21 protein-coding genes and 1 tRNA gene are annotated in these 21,313 nt (G+C 33.7%); 13 read left to right on the plus strand and 9 right to left on the minus strand.

All coding sequences use genetic code 11. From position 1 onward, the window contains the following. Positions 1-45: 45 nt before the first annotated feature. Positions 46-119: transfer RNA gene (locus tag KI430_RS12830), tRNA-Asn, on the plus strand. A 70-nt stretch (positions 120-189) separates the two neighbouring features. Here the strand turns inward: KI430_RS12830 and KI430_RS12835 are convergent. From KI430_RS12835 to KI430_RS12845, 3 genes are read right to left on the minus strand one after another with little or no spacing between them, the layout of a single operon-like run. After that, positions 190-783, minus strand: a complete 594-nt coding sequence (locus KI430_RS12835; RefSeq protein WP_248875352.1) for a Pr6Pr family membrane protein — start codon at positions 781-783, stop codon at positions 190-192. 12 nt (positions 784-795) lie between these two features. Beyond that, positions 796-1,536: a DUF3667 domain-containing protein gene (locus KI430_RS12840; RefSeq protein ID WP_248875353.1), complete on the minus strand. Its 741-nt coding sequence runs from the start codon at positions 1,534-1,536 to the stop codon at positions 796-798. 11 nt (positions 1,537-1,547) lie between these two features. After that, the gene (locus KI430_RS12845; protein ID WP_248875354.1) at positions 1,548-2,750 is read right to left on the minus strand and encodes a glycosyltransferase; all 1,203 of its coding nucleotides are present in this window, start codon (positions 2,748-2,750) and stop codon (positions 1,548-1,550) included. Positions 2,751-2,964: 214 nt separating this feature from the next. On the opposite strand from KI430_RS12845, the gene KI430_RS12850 reads away from it, so the two are divergent. Then, positions 2,965-4,005 carry a GMP reductase gene (locus tag KI430_RS12850; protein ID WP_248875355.1) on the plus strand — a complete coding sequence of 347 codons (1,041 nt, stop codon included), beginning with the start codon at positions 2,965-2,967 and terminating at the stop codon, positions 4,003-4,005. A 3-nt stretch (positions 4,006-4,008) separates the two neighbouring features. Further along, positions 4,009-4,737, plus strand: coding sequence for a DUF1835 domain-containing protein (locus KI430_RS12855; protein WP_248875356.1), 729 nt, complete (start codon positions 4,009-4,011; stop codon positions 4,735-4,737). Between the two features lie 32 nt (positions 4,738-4,769). Here the strand turns inward: KI430_RS12855 and KI430_RS12860 are convergent, their stop codons facing one another. Further along, positions 4,770-5,342 (minus strand): nucleosidase, encoded by a 573-nt coding sequence (locus KI430_RS12860; protein WP_248875357.1) that lies wholly within the window; start codon positions 5,340-5,342, stop codon positions 4,770-4,772. Between the two features lie 91 nt (positions 5,343-5,433). Between KI430_RS12860 and KI430_RS12865 the strand changes: the two genes are divergently transcribed. Both KI430_RS12865 and KI430_RS12870 read left to right on the plus strand, forming a co-directional pair. Beyond that, on the plus strand, positions 5,434-6,042 hold the full coding sequence (locus KI430_RS12865) for a hypothetical protein (protein WP_248875358.1): 609 nt from the start codon (positions 5,434-5,436) through the stop codon (positions 6,040-6,042). A 24-nt stretch (positions 6,043-6,066) separates the two neighbouring features. Next, complete coding sequence (locus tag KI430_RS12870; RefSeq protein ID WP_248875359.1) at positions 6,067-6,660, plus strand: hypothetical protein; 594 nt, start codon at positions 6,067-6,069, stop codon at positions 6,658-6,660. Between the two features lie 76 nt (positions 6,661-6,736). Here the strand turns inward: KI430_RS12870 and fabG are convergent, their stop codons facing one another. From fabG to KI430_RS12890, 4 genes are read right to left on the minus strand one after another with little or no spacing between them, the layout of a single operon-like run. After that, complete coding sequence (gene fabG, locus KI430_RS12875; RefSeq protein ID WP_248875360.1) at positions 6,737-7,480, minus strand: 3-oxoacyl-[acyl-carrier-protein] reductase; 744 nt, start codon at positions 7,478-7,480, stop codon at positions 6,737-6,739. Between the two features lie 54 nt (positions 7,481-7,534). Beyond that, on the minus strand, positions 7,535-8,359 hold the full coding sequence (locus KI430_RS12880; RefSeq protein WP_248875361.1) for an XAC2610-related protein: 825 nt from the start codon (positions 8,357-8,359) through the stop codon (positions 7,535-7,537). Between the two features lie 3 nt (positions 8,360-8,362). Further along, complete coding sequence (gene rsmI, locus KI430_RS12885) at positions 8,363-9,037, minus strand: 16S rRNA (cytidine(1402)-2'-O)-methyltransferase (protein WP_074235957.1); 675 nt, start codon at positions 9,035-9,037, stop codon at positions 8,363-8,365. Then, on the minus strand, positions 9,038-10,246 hold the full coding sequence (locus KI430_RS12890) for a hypothetical protein (RefSeq protein ID WP_248875362.1): 1,209 nt from the start codon (positions 10,244-10,246) through the stop codon (positions 9,038-9,040). 265 nt (positions 10,247-10,511) lie between these two features. Between KI430_RS12890 and KI430_RS12895 the strand changes: the two genes are divergently transcribed. From KI430_RS12895 to KI430_RS12930, 8 genes are all read left to right on the plus strand, one after another. Continuing rightward, positions 10,512-11,102 (plus strand): thymidine kinase, encoded by a 591-nt coding sequence (locus tag KI430_RS12895; RefSeq protein WP_248875363.1) that lies wholly within the window; start codon positions 10,512-10,514, stop codon positions 11,100-11,102. 55 nt (positions 11,103-11,157) lie between these two features. Beyond that, on the plus strand, positions 11,158-11,496 hold the full coding sequence (locus KI430_RS12900) for a hypothetical protein (protein ID WP_248875364.1): 339 nt from the start codon (positions 11,158-11,160) through the stop codon (positions 11,494-11,496). Further along, positions 11,474-11,776 (plus strand): type II toxin-antitoxin system RelE/ParE family toxin, encoded by a 303-nt coding sequence (locus KI430_RS12905; protein WP_248875365.1) that lies wholly within the window; start codon positions 11,474-11,476, stop codon positions 11,774-11,776. Before KI430_RS12900 ends, KI430_RS12905 begins: the two co-directional genes overlap by 23 nt. Beyond that, positions 11,773-14,217, plus strand: coding sequence for a bifunctional UDP-N-acetylmuramoyl-tripeptide:D-alanyl-D-alanine ligase/alanine racemase (locus tag KI430_RS12910; RefSeq protein WP_248875366.1), 2,445 nt, complete (start codon positions 11,773-11,775; stop codon positions 14,215-14,217). Before KI430_RS12905 ends, KI430_RS12910 begins: the two co-directional genes overlap by 4 nt. Positions 14,218-14,219: 2 nt before the next feature. After that, complete coding sequence (locus KI430_RS12915) at positions 14,220-16,376, plus strand: patatin-like phospholipase family protein (protein ID WP_248875367.1); 2,157 nt, start codon at positions 14,220-14,222, stop codon at positions 16,374-16,376. A gap of 4 nt (positions 16,377-16,380) precedes the next feature. Beyond that, complete coding sequence (gene ybeY, locus KI430_RS12920; RefSeq protein ID WP_248875368.1) at positions 16,381-16,797, plus strand: rRNA maturation RNase YbeY; 417 nt, start codon at positions 16,381-16,383, stop codon at positions 16,795-16,797. 198 nt (positions 16,798-16,995) lie between these two features. Further along, positions 16,996-18,858: a tRNA uridine-5-carboxymethylaminomethyl(34) synthesis enzyme MnmG gene (mnmG, locus tag KI430_RS12925; protein ID WP_248875369.1), complete on the plus strand. Its 1,863-nt coding sequence runs from the start codon at positions 16,996-16,998 to the stop codon at positions 18,856-18,858. Positions 18,859-18,942: 84 nt separating this feature from the next. Further along, positions 18,943-19,764 carry a class I SAM-dependent methyltransferase gene (locus KI430_RS12930; RefSeq protein ID WP_248875370.1) on the plus strand — a complete coding sequence of 274 codons (822 nt, stop codon included), beginning with the start codon at positions 18,943-18,945 and terminating at the stop codon, positions 19,762-19,764. 221 nt (positions 19,765-19,985) lie between these two features. Here the strand turns inward: KI430_RS12930 and KI430_RS12935 are convergent, their stop codons facing one another. Continuing rightward, a complete protein-coding gene (locus KI430_RS12935) occupies positions 19,986-21,176 on the minus strand; it encodes a phosphoglycerate kinase (protein WP_248875371.1) in 1,191 nt (396 codons plus the stop codon). Positions 21,177-21,313: the final 137 nt, after the last annotated feature.

The raw sequence follows: 21,313 nt of genomic DNA on the forward strand, positions 1-21,313 counted from the left end.
AAAAAAGTTTCTATATTTGCACACGCTTAAAGCAAATGGAAACATTCCTCTTTAGCTCAGTTGGTTAGAGCATCTGACTGTTAATCAGAGGGTCGCTGGTTCGAGCCCAGCAAGAGGAGCAAAACCACTAGATTAGTCTAGTGGTTTTTTGTTTTTATGTACTTCTTGTTTTCTTTAAAAATCTAATATTTATTTTCTCGCTTTGGATTTTAGTTTTTTGATCCAAATAAAAAGAGCACAGAATAAAATAAACAAGACAATTAAAAGGCCAGAATTGACCAATACCTGATTCAATCCGAATTTTGATACATCTACAAACGGATAAGGATAAAAACCTGAATAATATCCACGAATGAGGATGTAAAACAAATACACCAAAGGAAATATCAACCATTTCGGAATTTGATGATAATTAAGCTTATTATCCTCGTACAAATACCAATAAAGAATCGCTAATCCTGGAATGACGGAATGTAAGAGTTCATCAACAATCATTTGAAGTCCTGTCGGGCTCCAAGTGTGTCTCAAAAGAATCTGATAGACCAAGCCAACAATGGTGATGTAAACAGTAATAGGTGTTAAAATCCTGATTGTCTCCTTTTTGAACGTTTGAATAGAAAATGAAATCGCTAAAATCATATTAGTCAAAATCGTGAAGTAACTGAAAAACCGAATGACAGATTCAAGTCTGGAAATGGTTCTTGATTCCATCATCAAATAAAACTGTAGAATCACCGCTATCCATCCTAAAATCGCAAGAAATAACGCCAGTTTCTGTTTCATAATTCGATTAATTTATAATGACATCACAACTATAAAGATTAAAACCGCTAATCCAACCAAAATAGTCATAATCAAATGACTGAAAATTGACCTAACAATAATATTTATCGGTTTCATTGGTTTGAAAAACTGAAGATTCGTCCAAAAGTGCAATCCCAAATCAATCAAATAGACAATCAGCATTACCGTTCCGATATTGAGAGAATGTTTGACCAGGAAAATAAACGGTAAAAAGACAATCTGAACAATCAGCCTTTGCCCGGCTTTGTAAGTATTCAGAACCAGGTATTCCACAAAATTATAACCTTTGTTATGAAAGCAAATCCAGGTTCCCATCGTGTATAAAGGAATAGTCGCCAAAGTTACCCAACTGAAATGTGACAAAAACCATTCATCAAGGTTCAAAGATTTTCCCGAACCAATATCAGATTTCAAAGATTCTTCTGATGCTGAGAATAAATTGATGTGAAGCCAATGACAAAGCAAAATATAAAAGCCTGTCAATATCAGAACAAACGAAAATGGCGTGACGTAATTCACTCTTTTTCCTTCCAAATAATCTCTGATAGCATCTCCCGGTCTTAGAAATAATTGTTTGATCGTATAAAACAAACCAGCATTGATGTGAAAAAGACTGTGCGTTAGTTGATGTCTCAGATAATGAAAATTGAGTCTTTTGGTTTCCGCAGTTTGTCCGCAGTGATTACAGAATTTCCCTTCAAAACGATGACCACAGTTCTTACAAATTTTCATAATCGATTAGTTTACTTCTTGTTTTTCTCCTCAATCCACCGACTCATATATTTTGTCGAATTCAACTGATGATGTTGTAGGATTTTTCCGAGATAATTTTCTGTCCGATGATTTTCCAGATGATTCTCAATTTTAGAAATTTTTTCCCAAAACTGATTAACATATAACTTCTTATCAAAAACTTCATTCAAAATCTCAAAAGCATTTTCATTAGCTTGCTTCCAAACCGATTCATTTTGATACAACTCAATTGCCTTTTCTGTAAATTTCTCGTCAGAATCCTCGATAAAACCATTCCAAGGCAAATCTTTGTGCATTGCTTCTGCACCAATAGAACTTGTAACATTCGGCAAACCAAATTTCATACTTTCCCAAAGTTTACCTTTCAAACCTGCCCCAAACGGAATCGGAGCCAACAAAACTTTGTATTCATTAAAAAGTGATTTAACATCGTCCGCTCTTCCTTTTACCACAAAACCTTCTTTATCATTATGCAGTTGATAAACTTTATCAGAAGCATAGGCACCATAAATATGAATTTCAGCTTCCGGAAGTTGTTTTCGGATTGATTTCCAAATGGATTTCAGTTTCAGAACCGTTTGCCAATTCGGTTCGTGGAGGAAATTCCCGACACTTACAAAATGTTGTCTTTCTTGAAAAGCAGTCTTGTTTTTCTCAATCTTTTCAGTCAAAAACGGAATGTAAAACAGAATATCAGGATTGATTTTAAACTTCTCTGTCAGCAATTGATATTCAAATTCCGAAATAATCAATGACAAATCACAACGCAAAATCGAAGCGATTTCTCTCTTGAAAACATCATTAACAAGATCATCATTACTAACTTCCCTTTTCTCAAAAAAAGCTTTCCGTCTAGCTTCTCTAAGGAAATGCAAATCTTCAGTATCAATGATTTTCAAAGCATTGGGACAATTTTCAGAAACGCGCCAGCCAAATTGTTCTTCGGTCACATAACGGTCAAAAAGCACAATGTCAGGATTGAGTTTTTTTATTTTTTCATCAAAACTTTCGTTATTGATTTCGATTTTTTGGATTTCGATTTTTTCTGAAAATTCGATGTTATTGGAAGCCGTCAGAAACGTGATTTTATAATTAACTTCCGAGAATAGTTGGATGAGCTGCATCATTCTGTGACCTGCTGCAGTAGAAGCCGGCTCCGGAATAACGAGACCAATAATGACAAGGTGTTTCACAATCACAAAAATAGAGATTCTTTATTGATTATTTTGGCAGCTGTATCCGTCTTCCGCTCCCAATCTTTTCACTCCACTTCGTTGCGTAAAAAGGATTTCCGCTCAAGCCGGGCTGCGGATTCGGCATTCAATCAACATTTGTCATCAAACAATTACTTTGTCATTCCGTTTAATAATCATTCATTTTCAAAAAAATAAATGCTAATTTTGATGTATGCGAATAGAAAACGAAATCAAGTTAGGGTTCAAAGATGTGATGTTTCGTCCGAAGCGTTCCACACTCAAATCCCGTTCAGAAGTGACAATAGAAAGAGAATTCACTTTTCTACATACTCAGAAAAAATGGAGTGGCGTTCCGTTGATAGCAGCCAATATGGATACGGTCGGAACTTTCGAAATGGCGGAAGCACTTTATAAAGACAAAATCATTACAGCCATTCATAAGCATTATTCTGTACAGGAATGGTCTGATTTTCTGAAAGATAAAACCGATGACTTCTACCAATACATTGCCTTGAGTACGGGAACCGGAAAAGCGGATGAAGAGAAAATCAAAACAATTCTGGATGCCAATCCTAAAATCCAGTTTTTGTGTATTGATGTGGCTAATGGTTATTCGGAACATTTTGTAGAGTTCGTGAAAAAAGCACGTCAGAATTTTTCTGATAAAATCATTATAGCAGGAAATGTTGTAACCGGCGAAATGGTGGAAGAATTGATTTTGGCCGGAGCTGACATCATCAAAGTTGGAATTGGCCCGGGTTCCGTTTGTACAACCCGTGTAAAAACAGGAGTCGGTTATCCTCAACTTTCAGCCATTATCGAATGTGCTGATGCAGCACACGGTTTGGGCGGCCAAATCATCGGTGACGGTGGTTGTAAAGTACCTGGAGACGTTGCAAAAGCATTTGGCGGCGGTTCAGATTTCGTAATGTTAGGAGGAATGTTCGCCGGACACGACGAAAGTGGCGGTGAACTCATCACAGAAAACGGAAAAACCTTCCGATTATTCTACGGAATGAGTTCTCAAACAGCAATGGATAAACATTCCGGAGGTGTTGCAGAATATCGTGCTTCCGAAGGAAAAACGGTTAAAGTTCCTTACAAAGGTCCGGTTGCAGAAACGGTAAAAGATATTTTAGGAGGCGTTCGTTCGACTTGTACTTATGTTGGTGCTTCGAAGTTGAAAGAATTGTCTAAAAGAACAACTTTTATACGTGTTCAAGAACAGGAAAATCAAGTTTTTAACGGATAACTTTTGGAAAATATCTTTCACATAACCAATGGCGATTATCTCGCTGAAGAATTGAAGAAAACTTCAATTGAAGGTGAACTTATTGTTTGTCGAGAAGCTTTGGTTTCTGGGAATTTGAAAGCTGATTCATTAGAAGAATTTTGGGAAGCAAGAGCCAAATCAGTTTCTCAGGATTACAATGTTTCCAAGGAAAGTTACTATGAAAAATCCGTTTCGGAATTTGAAAAAATTCTGAATATTCCTGAAGGTTCCGAAGTTAATCTTTGGTTTGAAGATGATTTGTTTTGTCAGGTCAATTTGTGGTTTTGTATTTCATTGCTTTCAAATAGAAATGATTTAAAAATCTATCGGGGTTTTCCGAAAATAAACAATCATTGGAAAGGCTTTTCAGATTCTGATAATTCGGATTTAGAAGAGTCATTGAAATCAAGAGTTCTATTTAATAAAAATGATATCGAATTAACTCTGAATCTTTGGAAAGCCTATCAAAATAATGACATAGATTCTTTGAAACAATTATCTGATAATCAATCAAATTGCTTCCATTTTTTGAAGGAAGTTACTGATGCTTATATCCACATAAAGCCAGAAAATTTCATTAGGAATCAAATCGAAAACGGCTTGAAAGATTTTGATTCGGTTTTTAAAAAATTTCAGGAAGAATTAGGGATTTTTGGTTTTGGAGATATGCAGGTCAAGAAGTTTTATGAAAAAGTTCTAAGCGAGAAATAAACAAAACCGGCCGAATTTTGGCTGGTTTTTTATTAAAGATTATCTAGTTCCCTTCTCAATGCAATCGAAGCTTTTTTAACTTCTTCTGACCAATCATCGGCGGCATTTCCGTCTGCACCGTCAGAAATATATTTCAGGCATAGAAAATCGATTCCTTCCTGCTCTGCAACTTTCGCCAATGCAAAAGCTTCCATATCGATGACATTATATTCAGGATTGATATGTTCCATTTCGAATTGGTCTCCGGAACCGCATATCCCATTAGGGAGATTTTCTATAATTAATCCATATTCCAGGAGAATTGGTTCATTGGAAAATGGTGTTTCAAATTTCCGAAAACCTAAAGCTCTGACATCCATATCTCTCTGAATAAAACGACAGCAATTCACAACGCTTCCTCTGTCAAAAGTTGTACTTCCGGCAGTTCCCAGATTGACAATCAAATCCGGCTTCACTTCCTGAATAGCTTTTGTCAGATTATAAGTCGCTTTAACTTTTCCTATTCCTACAAAGACTTTATTGTAATTTTCAAATTCATTTGCTGCTTCGGATTCCAAAGCAAAAACCAATAAAATATTGCTATAATTCTTTCTGTTGATTGTCATAATTTCTATAAAAAAAGCTTTCTGTAAAGAAAAGAAAAACGAATTTGCCGGAGAACAAAAAAATGTAAATTTGTTTTTTTATTAAAAACCGATGAAAAACACATTAATTTATTCGCTCACTTTACTTTTTTCTTTTATGACGGTATATTTTCTGCTCAGTTTTAGAGTTTTGGAGAATACTCCAATAGGAAAATATCTTTATGATGAAAAAATACCAATAGATTCTATCAGTATAAATCAAAATCTTGCTCCTGTGACATTACAGTCCGGCAACAAGTACGAAGATTTTGAATTGGACGAAGTTGAAGGTAAAACAATTTCTAACGAAGATTTTGAAAAATGGAAGGGAAAATATTTTTTCGAATGTATAGAAGCGCAGGGAGAAGGTCCGTATAGAGCTTTCATCGAGATAGAAGCATCTAATCCTGAAGATGTAAAAGCTTACATTTATTGTAAAGACATTGAAAATGATAAGGTAATAGAAGATGTCAGCTATCGGTTGCAAGGAAAATTCGTTTCAAGAGGAAATGTTACAGACAGCATATTTTTCAGTCCGAAAAAATTGTACGATGGTAATAATCCTTATACGAATTATGATTTCAAACTTTACGAAAAAAATGGAAAATATTGGATAAAAACAGAGATGGTGGTTCCTGAAAATTATGAATACCCAAAATTTCCGATAACAAAATTAGATTAGGCTTTTTACCTTAAAAAAACACGAATGAAAAAAACTTTTACAATACTTTTAATGATTCTTATTGGAGGATTTGGAGGATATTTTTATTACAAATATTCGCAAAAAAATAAAGAAAACAATATTACTTCAGAAGCAGAAAATATTTCAAATACTCCAGAAACTGTGGAAAACCATAATGAAAATTTGGAAACTTCCAATGCCGAAGAACCTGACGAAGAATCTCCACATTCAGGAAAACAAATTGATGAAACACAACTCGATGATGAAAGTTTAAAAAAATGGAAAGGTGAATATTATTTAGAATATTTCGACGAAAAAAGCAAATCTATCCATCCAATAAAATTATCATTGAAAATTGACGCTCCTGATGACAGCAGTATCTTGATTTGGAGATATGATGAAGATAAGCAAACGGATAAAGAAGCAGCATTTTCAGGCGAATTTTGGAAAATGGGAAATGAAAATAATGAATTAGATTTTATTTTGGGAGTTCAATCTGGTGTGTTTGAAGGAAAAAATGAAAGCACATTTTTTCTATCCGAGAAAGATGGAAGATTCTTCATAAGAACCAATTATTTGGATAAAAATGACGCTGTGTTGATTAAGAAAATTAAATAAAAAATCTGTAAGAGATTTAACAAAAAACCGACCAAGAAAGGTCGGTTTTATTTTTTATAAATTAAAGTTCAATACCTTAAGTCAACATTCCGCCGTCAACATTCAGAACCTGACCTGTAACGTAAGAAGATAATTCACTTGCGAAGAAAACGCACGCATTGGCAACATCTGTAGGTTGTCCACCTCTTTTCATTGGGATTCCGTCTCTCCAGCCTTGAACTGTTTTTTCGTCAAGAGCAGCTGTCATTTCAGTTTCGATGAAACCTGGAGCGATAGCATTGCAACGGATGTTTCTGGAACCTAATTCCAAAGCGATAGATTTAGTAAACCCAATTGCTCCGGCTTTAGAAGCTGCGTAATTGGCTTGTCCAGCATTTCCTTTTACACCTACAACCGAAGTCATATTGATTATGGAACCGGATTTTGCTTTCATCATTGGTTTGATAACCGCTTTTGTCAAGTTGAAAACAGAATCCAAATTAACTTTGATAATCGTATCCCAGTCGTCTTTTGACATTCTCAACATCAAATTATCTCTGGTGATTCCTGCATTATTTACCAAAATATCAATTGTTCCGAATTCTGCCAACACATCCTCAACTAATTTTTGAGCAGCGTCGTAATCCGAAGCATCTGACTGATATCCTTTGATTTCTGTTATTTTGCTTAATTCCGATTCCAGTTCTTTAGCTTTTTCCACAGAACCGGCATATGTGAATGCGATTTTCGCACCTTCTTTGGCAAAAACTTCCGCAATTCCTCTACCGATTCCACGCGTTGCACCAGTGATGATTGCAACTTTACCTTGTAGTAATCCCATATATTTTTTTAATGTTTTCTAAAATTTGTTATGGCAAAAATAATACTTTAAGAATTATTGACAATCCTTTGGTTTTTTCTCAATATGCTTTTGAAGTTTTTCGCTCCACTTATAGCAATGTTCTTTTGTTAAAACCATTTTATTCTGCTTTACTTTATAGATATTTTTAACAATCGATGCTCCTGCACAACACTGATTGGTTTCTGTAATCAATTTATTTTTTTCATCAAATTCCAAAGAAGTTCCAGAAAAATCACTTGCAAAAAATTCATTCTTTTTATTATCAAACAAAAAATAGGTTTTTGAAGTATTTGGACCGGCGTAAGATTGCACACAGCTGGAAAAATCTTCGTAACCATCAAAATTATAATCTCCAACCGAAACATTATAGATACTATTAAATCCACATTCTTCCATTTTCATTTTCTGAAAAATTTGATTGCTTTTTTTATCGATAATTAAAAGATAATTCTCTTCATTTTCTTCAGTTCCTCTAAAATAAAATTGTTTAGTACTTTCTGATTGTAAAAATGATTTTTGATTTGCTTTTTTCTTTAAATAGACATTCAATTGAACTTCTGTTTTGAGATTTGTCCAAGTTCCCAGGTATTCTTCTTTTCCATCTTTAAAGTTATCAAAATAGAATTTTGCCTTCCTCGTATCTCCATCCAATTCAAACAATATTAAATGTCCATTCTCAATAATTCCTTTAATAGAAATTGGCTCATTGAATTTTGAATAAATATAAATTCCATCAGCAAATTCTCTATCAATATTAAGAACCATCTCAATTGGGTAATTACCAATTTTTCCTTCATAACTGACTTGAGTGAAGAAAAAAGCTGGAAAAAACAGAAATATGAGTTTAAGAAAATTCATTTTTTAGATTGAATTATTCACGATTAGAACAATTTCGCCTTTTAAAGTTTTGCTTTTCGAGAATTCAATTAACTCATTGATTGTCCCTCGTTTAGTTTCTTCAAATTTTTTTGAAATTTCTCGACTCAAACTTGCTCTAGTTTCTTCCCCAAAGAATTCTTTGATTTGCTCAAGTGTTGTATTGATTTTATGTGGGCTTTCGTAAAGAACGATTGTCTTTTTCTCTTCAGCCAATTGTTTTAGTTTGGTTTGTCTTCCTTTTTTTTGAGGAAGAAATCCAGCAAAAAGAAACTCATTATTCGGCAATCCGGAAACCACAAGCGCTGGAATCAAAGCTGTTGCGCCAGGAAGACAAATCATTTCCAAATTTTCATCCGCGCAAGCTTTTGCCAAAAGATAACCTGGGTCCGAAATTCCTGGAGTTCCTGCATCTGTAATGATGGCAATGTTTTGACCATTCTTGAGGTCATCAATTACTTTTTGTGTGGCTTGATGTTCGTTATGTAAATGATAGGATTTCAAAGGTTTGGATATTTCGTAATGTTTAAGAAGGACGCCAGATGTTCGGGTGTCTTCACACAAAATATAGTCCACTTCTTTCAGAACTTTCACAGCCCGGAAAGTCATATCTTCCAGATTTCCAACGGGTGTCGGAACAAAATAAAGAATGCCACTCATCTACAAAAACCTATTTTCTACCAAAGTCCAAAGTCTCTGCGCATAATTATCCACCTTTTTCCAATCTCTTTCGTAATAGATATCACTCAAGTATTCCTGAGCCTTATCCAAAGAATTGAAAGAATTCAGAACAGAAACTACTTGATTCAGTTCACTTTGGCTTCCGTTAAATAAGTATTGAGAAAACGCAATTCGGTCATTCAAATCCAGCTTGAATTCTGGTTTTGGCTTCGGCGCTTCCATATAATCTGTCGGAACATTATTTTTTAGAAGACTTCCGGAATTCTGAACCGGAGCAGGTTTTTCAATTTCTTCCAAATGGTCATCATCAAATAAAGATTTTGCCACTTTCAAACCTTTGATATTAGCCAATTTGAATTTTTTATCGTGATGTTCTTCTTGATTCTGAGATTCATAAACCTCCTGAGATTTTTCTTTAGGCTGTGTATTTTCTTTAGAAAACTCTACAATTTTTCTTCTGTTTTCTTCAAGCTCTTTCAGTTTAGCCTCTTTCTCTGCCAATCTTGCTTCATAATCATCCTGCACAGTTTCATTTGCAACTGGATCTTCTTTTGTCATTGCAAAAGAAAACTGGCTGTCCTGCATCGGTTCCAGTTTTTCAGTCGGTTCTTCTAACAGTTTTTCTTCCTCAGCTTCGATTTCCTCAACTGCTTCAACTATTTCTTCGTGATAATTTTGAGCTTCAATCTCATTAACAACTTCTGTTTCTGAGATTGGCTCAACCAATTCTTCACTTGAAGTTTCGATTTCTTCTTCGATGATTTCTTCCGGTTGCTGAATCTCTTCAATTTTATCTTCAGAAATAATTTCTTCAACCAAATTTTCTTGATCAATCTCAGCAAAAGAATGAACTTCTTCCACTTCAGGAACATTTGCAAAAATATCCTGCAATTCTGTCTCTTCTACAATAATTTCTGCAACCTTATTTTCATCATCGAATTCTTCAACTGACAACAGATCTGAATTAGTATTTATTATTTGATTTTCAATTGATTGCAAAGGTTCAACTTCGGTTGACGAAGATTCAAAATTCTGAGAAACTTTAAGAAAAGAAAACTTTTGATAAAGTTGATTGATTTCATTTTCTTTCGTCAAAATCTCTTCATAAGTATCAGATTTTGATAATTCTGACAAAAGATTTTTCATCTCTCCGAAAATTTTCTCGTATGATTCCCGCCAATTTTGCATAATATATCTTATTAATTTTTACTTAAATTTGATGCATATAAATTTAAGAACAATTTTGTTCCCAAAAGGTTTTTGCTGTCATTATTTTAATCTATAAATGCTGTAAATTTTAATCGCGAAGGCGTTATTTTACAAGCAAAACATTTTAGGTCGCAAAAATTAATTGACTAGTGTCAATTAGCGCCTTAAAATTTGATTAGAGAAATTGATTTTATGCCTTTGTGTTGAAACAAAAATTTTAAAACAATTTTTTGCTAAATTAATAATGTTTTTAGAAAATACAATTAATCATTCCAAACAAAGCGGTTGGATGGAAGTTATCTGCGGTTCTATGTTCTCCGGAAAGACGGAAGAACTCATCAGAAGACTCCGTCGTGCGGAAATGGCTGGCCAGAATGTGGAGATTTTCAAACCAAGAATCGATACACGTTATTCTGAGGAAGATGTGGTTTCTCACAACCAAACCAAAATCCGAAGTACAGCTGTGGAAAGCCCTTCCGAGATTCTTTTATTGGGTTCTAATTGTGATGTAGTAGCGATAGATGAAGCCCAGTTTTTTGATGAAAGCATTGTGGATGTTGCCAATCAATTAGCAAATAATGGAATCCGGGTTGTGATTGCCGGTTTGGATATGGATTTTCTCGGTCGTCCGTTTGGGCCAATGCCAAATCTGATGGCAACTGCAGAATATGTGACCAAAGTTCACGCAATTTGCCGAAGAACAGGAAATCTTGCCAACTATTCTATGCGAACTTCTGCAGGAAAAGAATTGGTAGAGCTTGGAGAAACCGAAGCTTACGACGCTGTGAGTAGAAGAATTTTTGTGGAGGAAGTTTTAAAGATTAAAGAAGATTAATATCATTATTTTTAATTAAATTTGTTTAAATTTTAATAGTAAAAACTATCACAAAATGATATTAGAAATTAAAAATTATATTCAAATTAGTAATTCGATTGATGAGATTTTGAAAAATTCTCCTTTCAAATTGAAATATATTATTGAGAAAAGCGGAATCTCAGAACCTACATTCTTTCGGAAGATGAAAGAAAAGAAATTCAATCCTGAAGAGTTGCTTAAAATTGCCGAAATTATTGATCCGGAAAAAACATCAAAAGAAGATATTCTTAAAGCAATTGAAGAAGGTCTTGACGATGTGAGAAATGGAAGGCTTACAAGTCACCAAACAGTTTTAAGTGAAGCTAAAGAACGAATTGCAAAAAAAAAGAATGAATATCTTTTGGACAAATAAAGCAAAGTCTGATTTAGAAAAACTTGAGGATTTTCTGATAGAAAATTGGGGTTTTGATGTTCTGGATGATTTTTATGAAATATTGGAGCGAAAGATTTACATATTGGAAACGGAAAAATTAATTCATCAGAAATACGAGGATACTGATTTTCATAAACTTCTGATTACTAAACATAATACAATTATCTACCAAATAGTTGATAATCAAATCAATATTTTGAATATGATAAACAATTTCAGAAATCCTGATTCTAATTACGAAACAATTACAGAGAAGTGAATTACACTTTAAAACAGATTTGCGATATCACTAATTCGCAATTGGTTGGAAATCAAGATATCAAAATCAAAAATATTGCTTTTGACAGCAGGACTATTTATTCTACAAAGCATACTGCATTTCTTGCTATCAATACCCAAAAGAATTCTGGGCAGAAATATATAGAGAATGTTATAGAAAAAGGAATTGATACGATTATCACTGAACATCAAATTGACAATTCTTCTATCAATCAAATCATTACAAAAAATTCGGTTGAATTTTTACAGGCTCTTGCCAAATATCATTTTGAACATTCTGACATCAATTCGATTGGCATTACTGGAAGCAATGGAAAAACAATTCTGAAAGAATGGCTGTATCAATGTCTTTCTAATGAGTTTGTAACGGTTAAAAGCCCGAAAAGTTTTAATTCTCAAATTGGTTTGCCCCTGTCACTATTGCAAATCGATAAAAAACACGAATTAGGAATTTTCGAAGTTGGGATTTCCAAGCCTGACGAAATGGAAAAACAGGAAAATGTTTTCCACCCGAAGATTGGATTATTGACGCATATTGGAACTGCTCACTCAGCTAATTTCAGTTCCGAGGAAGAATTAATTCAAGAAAAATTAAAACTGTTCAAACATTCAGAAATTATATTTTATAATTCTGATAACGAATTGACACACAAATTAATTAATCAATTATATTCAAGTAAAAATTTAATATCTTACGGATTAAAGAATAATAATGACATCACGATAGTTTCTGATGTTAATGACCGAATTCAGGATATTAAAATCAAATATTTCGAAGAAGAATTCTCACTTCCAATCAATCAAAGAGATGAGGCAACATTAACTAATGTATTGGCTTTGATAGGAATTTTGAAAGAGTTGAAGCTATCAAATCTTCAGATTAAAGAAAAAATCGATGCGCTCAAAGCGATTGAAATGCGTCTGGAAAGCATTGAAGGCATTAGAAATAATCTGATTATCAATGATTCTTATAATTTGGATTTGGATTCTTTGAAAATTGCTTTTCAATTTATCGGCGAATACAACAAACCAAAAAAATCTCTGATTCTTACAGATATTTTGGATTCTAACGAGAATTCCGAAGTGTTATATTCCGAAGTGTCTGAATTGGTAAATGAACAAAAATTCGATAAAGTTTTTCTAATTGGAGAGGAAATAAGCTCATTTTATAAACTATTTAGTTCCGAAACCTTTACTTTTAATAATACCAACCAATTTATTGATAGTAAAGTCATTAACGATTTAGAAAATCAGGTTATTCTTCTGAAAGGTGCAAGAAAATTCGAGATTGAAAAAATCAAGGAAATTCTTGAGCTCAGAAAACACGATACAGTTTTGGAAATCAATCTGAATGCCATTCTTCATAACATTAATTTTCATAAATCATTATTAAAACCCGAAACCAAAATGATGGCGATGGTAAAAGCCAATGCTTATGGATTGGGAAGTTACGAGATTTCGGAATTTCTGCAGCATCATCATATTGATTATCTAGGGGTCGCGTTTGCTGACGAAGGTGTTGAATTAAGAAAAAAAGGAATCACAACTCCGATTATTGTTATGAATCCTGAACAACACAGTTACGACAGCGTTATCGAATATAACCTGGAGCCAGAAATCTACAGTCTTCGGGTTTTAGAATTATTCAATGAGCAATTAATAAAATCAGGAAATCAGCAGAAATATCCGATTCATATCAAATTAGAAACAGGAATGCATCGCCTTGGTTTTAAGGATTTTGAATTAGATGAATTAACTGAAAAATTAAATTCTATGAATGTCAAAGTTCAAAGTATTTTCAGTCATTTATCTTCTTCTGATATACCGGAAGAAAAAGAATTTACATTGAATCAATTAAAAACTTTTGAAAAGAATTCTAGTTATTTGATTGATAAATTAGGCTATCAGCCAATCAGGCATATTTTAAATTCTTCAGGAATAACTAATTACACTGATTATCAATACGATATGGTAAGGATAGGTATTGGAATGATTGGAGAAACTTCAAATCCTGAAATTAAAAAACAGCTTCAGCATTCAGTCAGTTTTAAAACCGTTATTTCTCAAATTTCTGATATAAAAACTGGAGAATCTGTTGGTTATAGCAGAAGATTCAAAGCGGAAGAAGATACAAAGATTGCCACTATTCCTGTTGGTTATGCGGACGGAATTCCGAGATTGATTGGAAACAAGGTCGGGAATATTGGTATCAACAATCAACTTTGCCCAATTGTCGGAAGCATCTGTATGGATATGATGATGATTGATGTAGATAATGTAAATGCAAAAGAAGGCGATTCCGTAACAATTTTTAATTCTAATCCGTCATTAGAAGAATTTGCAAAATATTGTGGCACCATTACTTATGAAGTATTAACTTCTATTTCTCCAAGAGTCAAAAGAATCTATATAAAAAATTAACAATGATCAAGAAGTTCTTTTATCTGATTCCATTTTTAGCTTATCTGATATGTTATTCTCAGGTAAAAGAAAATCTTGTCATCCCGAAAAATCCTAAGATTGGATTGTCTCTTTCCGGAGGTGGTGCAAAAGGTTTCACACACGTTGGAGTTTTGAAAGTTTTGGATTCTCTTGGTGTTAAAATAGACTATATTTCCGGAACCAGTATGGGTGCAATTGTCGGTGGACTTTATGCATCAGGTTATACAGGAAAAGACATCGAAAAAATCGTAATGGATACCGATTTCTACTCATTAATAACCGACCCAAAAACCCGACAGGAAACCAGTTTTTTCAATAAAAGTGTAGACAAATATCTGTTTACTGTTCCTCTGAAAAACGGAAAAATTACATTTCCCTCTTCTATTAGTACCGGTCAGAGAAATGTATATCTGCTGAAAGAACTTCTTAGAAACGTTTCAAATATTGATGATTTCTCCAAGCTTCCAATTCCTTTTATGTGTATCGGAACCAATATAGAAAGTGGTCAGATGAAGATTTTTGAGAACGGGGATTTGGTTTCGTCTATTATGGCAAGTTCAGCCTTTCCTTCACTTTTAGATCCTGTAAAAGTTGGTGATAGTATTTATGTTGACGGTGCGATGACGGTTAATTTCCCTTCAAAGCCATTGAAAGATAAAGGAATCGATATTGTTATTGGTGTTGACCTCAATCAGCCTTTGGCAAAACGTGAGAATCTGAATAGCATTATTTCTATTCTTAATCAAATCATTGATATCAACATCAAAAAAGAAACGCTTAACCAGTATAAATACACGGATATCAACATAAAACCAGACCTTACCGGAATGACTGCTACAAGTTATGACGATAAAAGAAAAATCCTGGACAGTGGTTATGTTGAAGCCCAAAAATATGTTGATATTCTGGACAAATTACCAAAACGGAATTTTGACAGAATAAGATCATCAATCAATCCAATTTATTCCAGCGTTTACAAAATAGACAGTCTTGTGGTTGAAAATGGAAGGATCTATAAATCCAACTATATTCGAGGAAAAATGGGGCTTAAATTGCCTTCTATGCAGACTTATGGAAGCGTGAATAAAATGATTGATAAATTGTACGCGACCAACAATTATAAGTTCATCAATTACGATATCGTTCAGGAAAATAACAGCAGTTATCTCAAGTTATACGTAACTGAGGATGAATCTCGTCATTTTTTGAAATTCGGTCTCCATTACGACGAAGTTTTCAAGACCGGATTGTTGCTCAATTATTCAGCAAAACGATTGTTATTTAGAAACTCCAATTTGTCTTTAGATGTAGTAATTGGTGATAATCCGAGATATTATTTCAATTATTTTATAGATAACGGATATATTCCGGGTTTTGGTTTATATTCATCAGGAATGACATTCGATCTGAAAAATTTTGATAATAATACAACCGAAACTTGGGATTGGTTCAGAAACGAAGTGTTTATTCAGTCTGTTTGGAAAGACAAGTTTGCAATTGGAGGAGGTTTGAGCCACGACTATTTTGAAAGTGAACGAAACGGTGCCAATAAAATTGTAGAAAAATACCTCAATCCGTATGTCTTCTTAAAAAGCGACACCCAAAACGACCGCGACTTTCCGACAAGAGGTTTCTATCTTAACGCGGAAGGAAAAATCATAGATCTTTTTAATTCAGATTTAGAGAAGAAACCAATCAATATAAAAGCAGATATCAAGATGAATTTTTACATTTCAAAAATGTTCACTTATCGTCTGAATCTGTATGGCGGAATCACGATTGGTGATAATCTGCCTTCTTTTTATCAATATAGAGTTGGAGGAATTTTTGAACAACCTATAGCCAATTATAAACAATTTGCAGGATACCAGTTTGCTTCATTAGTTGATAATAATATTTTTATTGCTTCTAATGATTTTCAGCTTAGATTCAGTAAAAATTATTTCTTAATTGGAAATTTCAGTCTTGCAAATATGTTCAGCTCTATCAAATTTGAAGATGCAGTTAAACTTAATTACAGTTCAATTGGTCTTACCGCAGGTTACAAATCTCCTTTCGGTCAGATAAAAGTCAACTTCAGCAAATCTCTTAACAAACATAAAGGCGTTTTCAGTGTCATCTTAGGACATTGGTTTTAAAAATATGATAAACTATTTTTTTGAAGAAATTGATAAAGTAGAAATCCATTCAAAAACATCAGAATGGCTGGAAAACTTGATTCAGGCAGAGAACAAGAAGCTCGGCGAAATCAATTATATCTTTTGCGATGACGAATATCTTCTCAAGGTCAATCAGGATTATCTCGACCACGATTATTACACAGACATCATCACATTTGACTATGTGAAGGGAAAAACCATTTCGGGAGATATTTTCGTATCTTTGCCGCGCATTTTGGACAACGCTTCTACTCTATCCCAAAACTTTGAATCAGAATTCAGTCGCGTTTTGGCTCACGGGATTCTTCATCTTTGCGGATACAAGGATAAAACCGAGGAAGAACAAACCCAAATGCGAGCAAAAGAAGATTTTTATATCAATCAATTTAAAAATTTTTAGGAGCTATTTCCCGCTTTCCGATCATACTCCTCACGCCAAAGCTTTTCCCAAAGCTAGTTGCGGGGTAATCGCTAAAAAGCGAAGAATGAGCTTTGACGATTCAATAAAAAAATAATTAAATAATATTGAGTCAATCGGGGCTAGTTCCAATATTATGGCTAATGTTCCACGTGAAACATTACCTTTAAAATATAGAATATGATAAGCGAAATATACGACGTAATTGTAGTCGGAGCAGGTCACGCTGGTTGCGAGGCTGCTGCTGCTGCTGCCAATCTTGGTTCAAAAACGCTCCTTGTCACAATGAATATGCAAACCATTGGGCAAATGAGCTGTAATCCTGCAATGGGTGGAATTGCAAAGGGACAAATTGTAAGAGAAATCGACGCAATGGGAGGCTATTCTGGTATTGTTGCCGATAAATCTGCTATCCAGTTCAAGATGTTGAATCTATCCAAAGGGCCTGCAATGTGGTCTCCAAGAACACAAAATGACAGAATGATGTTTGCGGAAGAATGGCGATTAGCTTTGGAAAACACACCAAATCTTGACTTTTTCCAGGATATGGTAAAGCAGTTGATTATTGAAAATAACAAAGTTGCCGGAGTTATAACATCCCTTGGAATAGAAATCAAAGCCAAATCTGTTGTTTTAACTAATGGAACCTTTCTTAATGGTTTGATTCACGTTGGAGATAAACAATTAGGAGGTGGAAGAATGGGCGAACCAAGAGCTTTTGGAATCACAGAACAATTGGTTTCTTTAGGTTTTGAAGCCGGAAGAATGAAGACCGGAACTCCTCCACGTGTGGACGGAAGAAGCCTTGATTATTCCAAAATGGAAGAACAAAAAGGCGATGAAAATCCTCAGAAATTCAGTTATTTAGATACACCTAAGTTAACTAAACAATTAAGCTGTCATATAGTTTATACCAACGAAACTGTACACGATATTTTACGAGAAGGCTTTGACAGAAGCCCTATGTTTAACGGAACTATTCAAAGTTTAGGTCCACGATATTGTCCGAGTATTGAGGATAAAATCAATCGTTTTGCAGAAAGAAACAGACATCAGTTATTTGTAGAACCAGAAGGTTGGAAAACTGTAGAAATCTATGTGAATGGATTCAGTTCTTCTCTTCCGGAAGATGTTCAAATCAAAGCTATGAAACATATTCCAGGTTTCGAAAATGTAAAAGTATTCCGTCCTGGTTATGCCATAGAATACGATTACTTCCCTCCTACCCAACTGAACCACACCTTAGAGACAAAACTGGTTGAAAACCTTTATTTTGCCGGTCAAATCAATGGCACAACGGGTTATGAAGAAGCTGCCGGACAAGGTTTAATTGCCGGAATCAATGCCCATAATAAAGTTCACGATAAAGGAGAATTCATTTTGAATAGAGATGAAGCTTATATCGGTGTTTTAATTGATGATCTGATTACGAAGGGAACTGAGGAACCCTATAGAATGTTCACTTCCAGAGCTGAATACAGATTACTACTTAGACAAGATAATGCTGATATTAGATTAACTGAAAAAGCTTATAATCTTGGTTTAGCAAAAGAAGAAAGACTAAGAAAAGTTGAAGAAAAAATTGCTAAAAGCGATGAATTAGAGACTTTCCTTAGAGAAACTTCTCTTAAACCAGGTATCATAAATCCTATTCTTGAAACAATAGATTCATCTCCTGTTGACCAAGCTTACAGAGCAGCTCAAATCCTGACTCGTCCAAATATGACTTTGGAAAGATTAGAAACTATTGAAGCTATAAAAGATGTGGCTTCTACTTATGAAAATGAGGTGAGAGAACAAGCTGAAATCAATATCAAATACAAGGGTTACATCGAGAAAGAAAAGGAAAATGTAGCTAAATTGAATAGATTGGAAACTATCAGAATTCCCGAAGATTTTGATTATTCTAAAATCACTTCTCTTTCTGCTGAAGCTAAACAAAAATTGGGTAAAATAAAACCTAAAACTATTGCACAAGCTGGAAGAATTAGTGGAGTTTCTCCTGCAGATATTAATGTGCTTTTGATATATTTAGAAAGATAAAATTATAAATGTTCCACGTGAAACATTTCAAAGAACAATGTTATTTTTCATTGTTCTTTTTGTTTAAAAACTTTGAATTAATTTATGAAAATTAAAGACCATTTTCTTACACAAGAAGAATTTGAAATTGTAGAAACTGAAACAAAAGGTGTTTTCAAAACCTCCCCTATTCCTTCTAATATTTCAAAATATTATGAGAGCGAAGATTATATTTCGCATCATCAGGATTCGGGAAGTTTGAAAGAAAAGCTTTATAAATTTTTACAGTCTTTTAATCTTCAATACAAAAAAAATATTCTCGTAGATAGAATTAAAAAAGATTCTAAAGTTTTGGATTATGGTTGCGGCGCTGGAGAATTTGTAAAGTATATTGAAAATGATTTCCAAACTTTTGGATTTGAACCCAATTCAGACGCCAGAAATGCAGCTATAAATAAAACTCAAAAAGCTAAAATAATTGACGATTTAAACTCAATTGAAAATCAAAGTTTAGATGCAATTACATTATGGCACGTTTTCGAACATATCGAAAATCAGAGTGAAATGTTGGAATTATTTAATCAAAAATTAAAAGAAAAAGGTTTGCTAATTATTGCTGTTCCAAATCCAACTTCGTACGATGCGAAACATTATAAAGAATTCTGGGCAGCGTATGATGTTCCAAGACATATCTATCATTTTTCAAAAAATGGAATGGAAAATCTGGTTTCAAAAAATCCGGATTGGAAATTAAGAAAAATCAAACCTCTCCTACTCGATTCATTTTATATTTCAATGCTGAGTGAAAAATATAAGAAATCACCACTTTTTTGGCTAAAAGCTGTCTTTCACGGAGCAATTTCCAACATAAAAGCACTTTTTTCGAACGAATTTTCAAGTTTGATATATATTATCGAAAAAAAATAGAAAATCGATTTTTGATATATTTATGAAGGTCAATTTTCACCTGTTTTGTTGAAAAATTGTTAATAATTGCAAATAATAGAAAATTTCAAGTTATTTTTAATCTAAAATTAAATTCGCTGAGAATCGCTTAAAAAATTTTATTTGAACCTAGATCAATTATAGACAAAATAAAAACCGACAAATCTTTGTCGGTTTTATAATTTATGTTGAAAAGTAAATTTCTATTTGTTAATGGCAGCAACTCCCGGAAGTTCCAACCCTTCTAAACTTTCCAGCATTGCTCCTCCTCCTGTCGAAACATAACTCACTTTATCAGAATAACCGAATTGTTTCACGAAAGCAACACTGTCTCCTCCACCAACTAACGAGAAAGCTCCCAATTTTGTCGCTTCAGCAATACTATCACCCAAAGCTTTAGTTCCAGCAGCAAAATTTGACATTTCAAAAACTCCGATTGGACCATTCCAAAGAATTGTTTTAGAATTTAATAAAACATCATTGAAAATTTCTCTTGATCTTGGACCAGCATCCAGACCTTGCCAGCTCTCCGGAATTTCTCTGATGTTACATTCCTTTCTATTCGCTTCATTATTGAAATCATCAGCGATGATAACATCTGTTGGAAGATAAACTTCTACATTATGTTCTTTTGCTTTAGACAAAATTTCAAGAGCCAAATTCAATTTATCATCTTCAACAATAGATTGTCCAATTTTTCCTCCAAGTGCTTTGATGAATGTAAAAGACATTCCTCCTCCAATAATTAAATTGTCAACTGCAGGAAGGATATTTTCTATAATCGTGATTTTTGTGGAAACTTTAGAACCTCCAAGTATCGCAGTTACAGGCTTTTCACCAGATTTAAGAACTTTATCAATAGCTACAAGTTCTTTTTCCATTAGTAAACCGAAAAATTTAGTAGAAGGAAAGAATTGAGCAATTACAGCTGTAGAAGCGTGTGCTCTGTGTGCAGTTCCAAATGCATCATTGACATAAGCATCACCTAATTTTGAAAGTTGCTCAGCAAAAGACTCATCACCATTTTCTTCTTCATTATGAAAACGCAGATTCTCCAATAATAAGATTTCTCCTGGTTGCAGAGCGTTAGCAGCCTCTTCTGCCTTCTCTCCTACCGATTCCTCCACAAACTTAACTTCTTGACCAAGAACATTAGAAACTTCGCTTAAAACGTGCTTAAGAGAATATTTATCATTTACTTCGCCTTTTGGTCTTCCAAGATGTGTCATTAATATGACAGAACCACCATCAGACAAAATTTTATCTACAGTAGGTTTCACTGCAGTAATCCTTGTATTATCTGTTACTTTAAGATTTTCATCCTGAGGCACGTTGAAATCAACTCTCACCAAAGCTTTCTTATTTTTAAAATCGAAATCTTTTATTGTCTTCATTAAATTTTTATTTAAGGTTTTTAAATAGAGATTCAAAAGTTCTCCTCTCTTTGTTTCACAAATTTAAAACTTATTCTTCCCTTTTGAAAATTTAATTCCGAAAAGAAATCCACAAACTTATTTTACAATCATAAACA

It is taken from the genome of Epilithonimonas zeae (genome assembly GCF_023278365.1).
In the GTDB taxonomy this organism is placed as follows: Bacteria; Bacteroidota; Bacteroidia; order Flavobacteriales; family Weeksellaceae; genus Epilithonimonas; species Epilithonimonas zeae_A.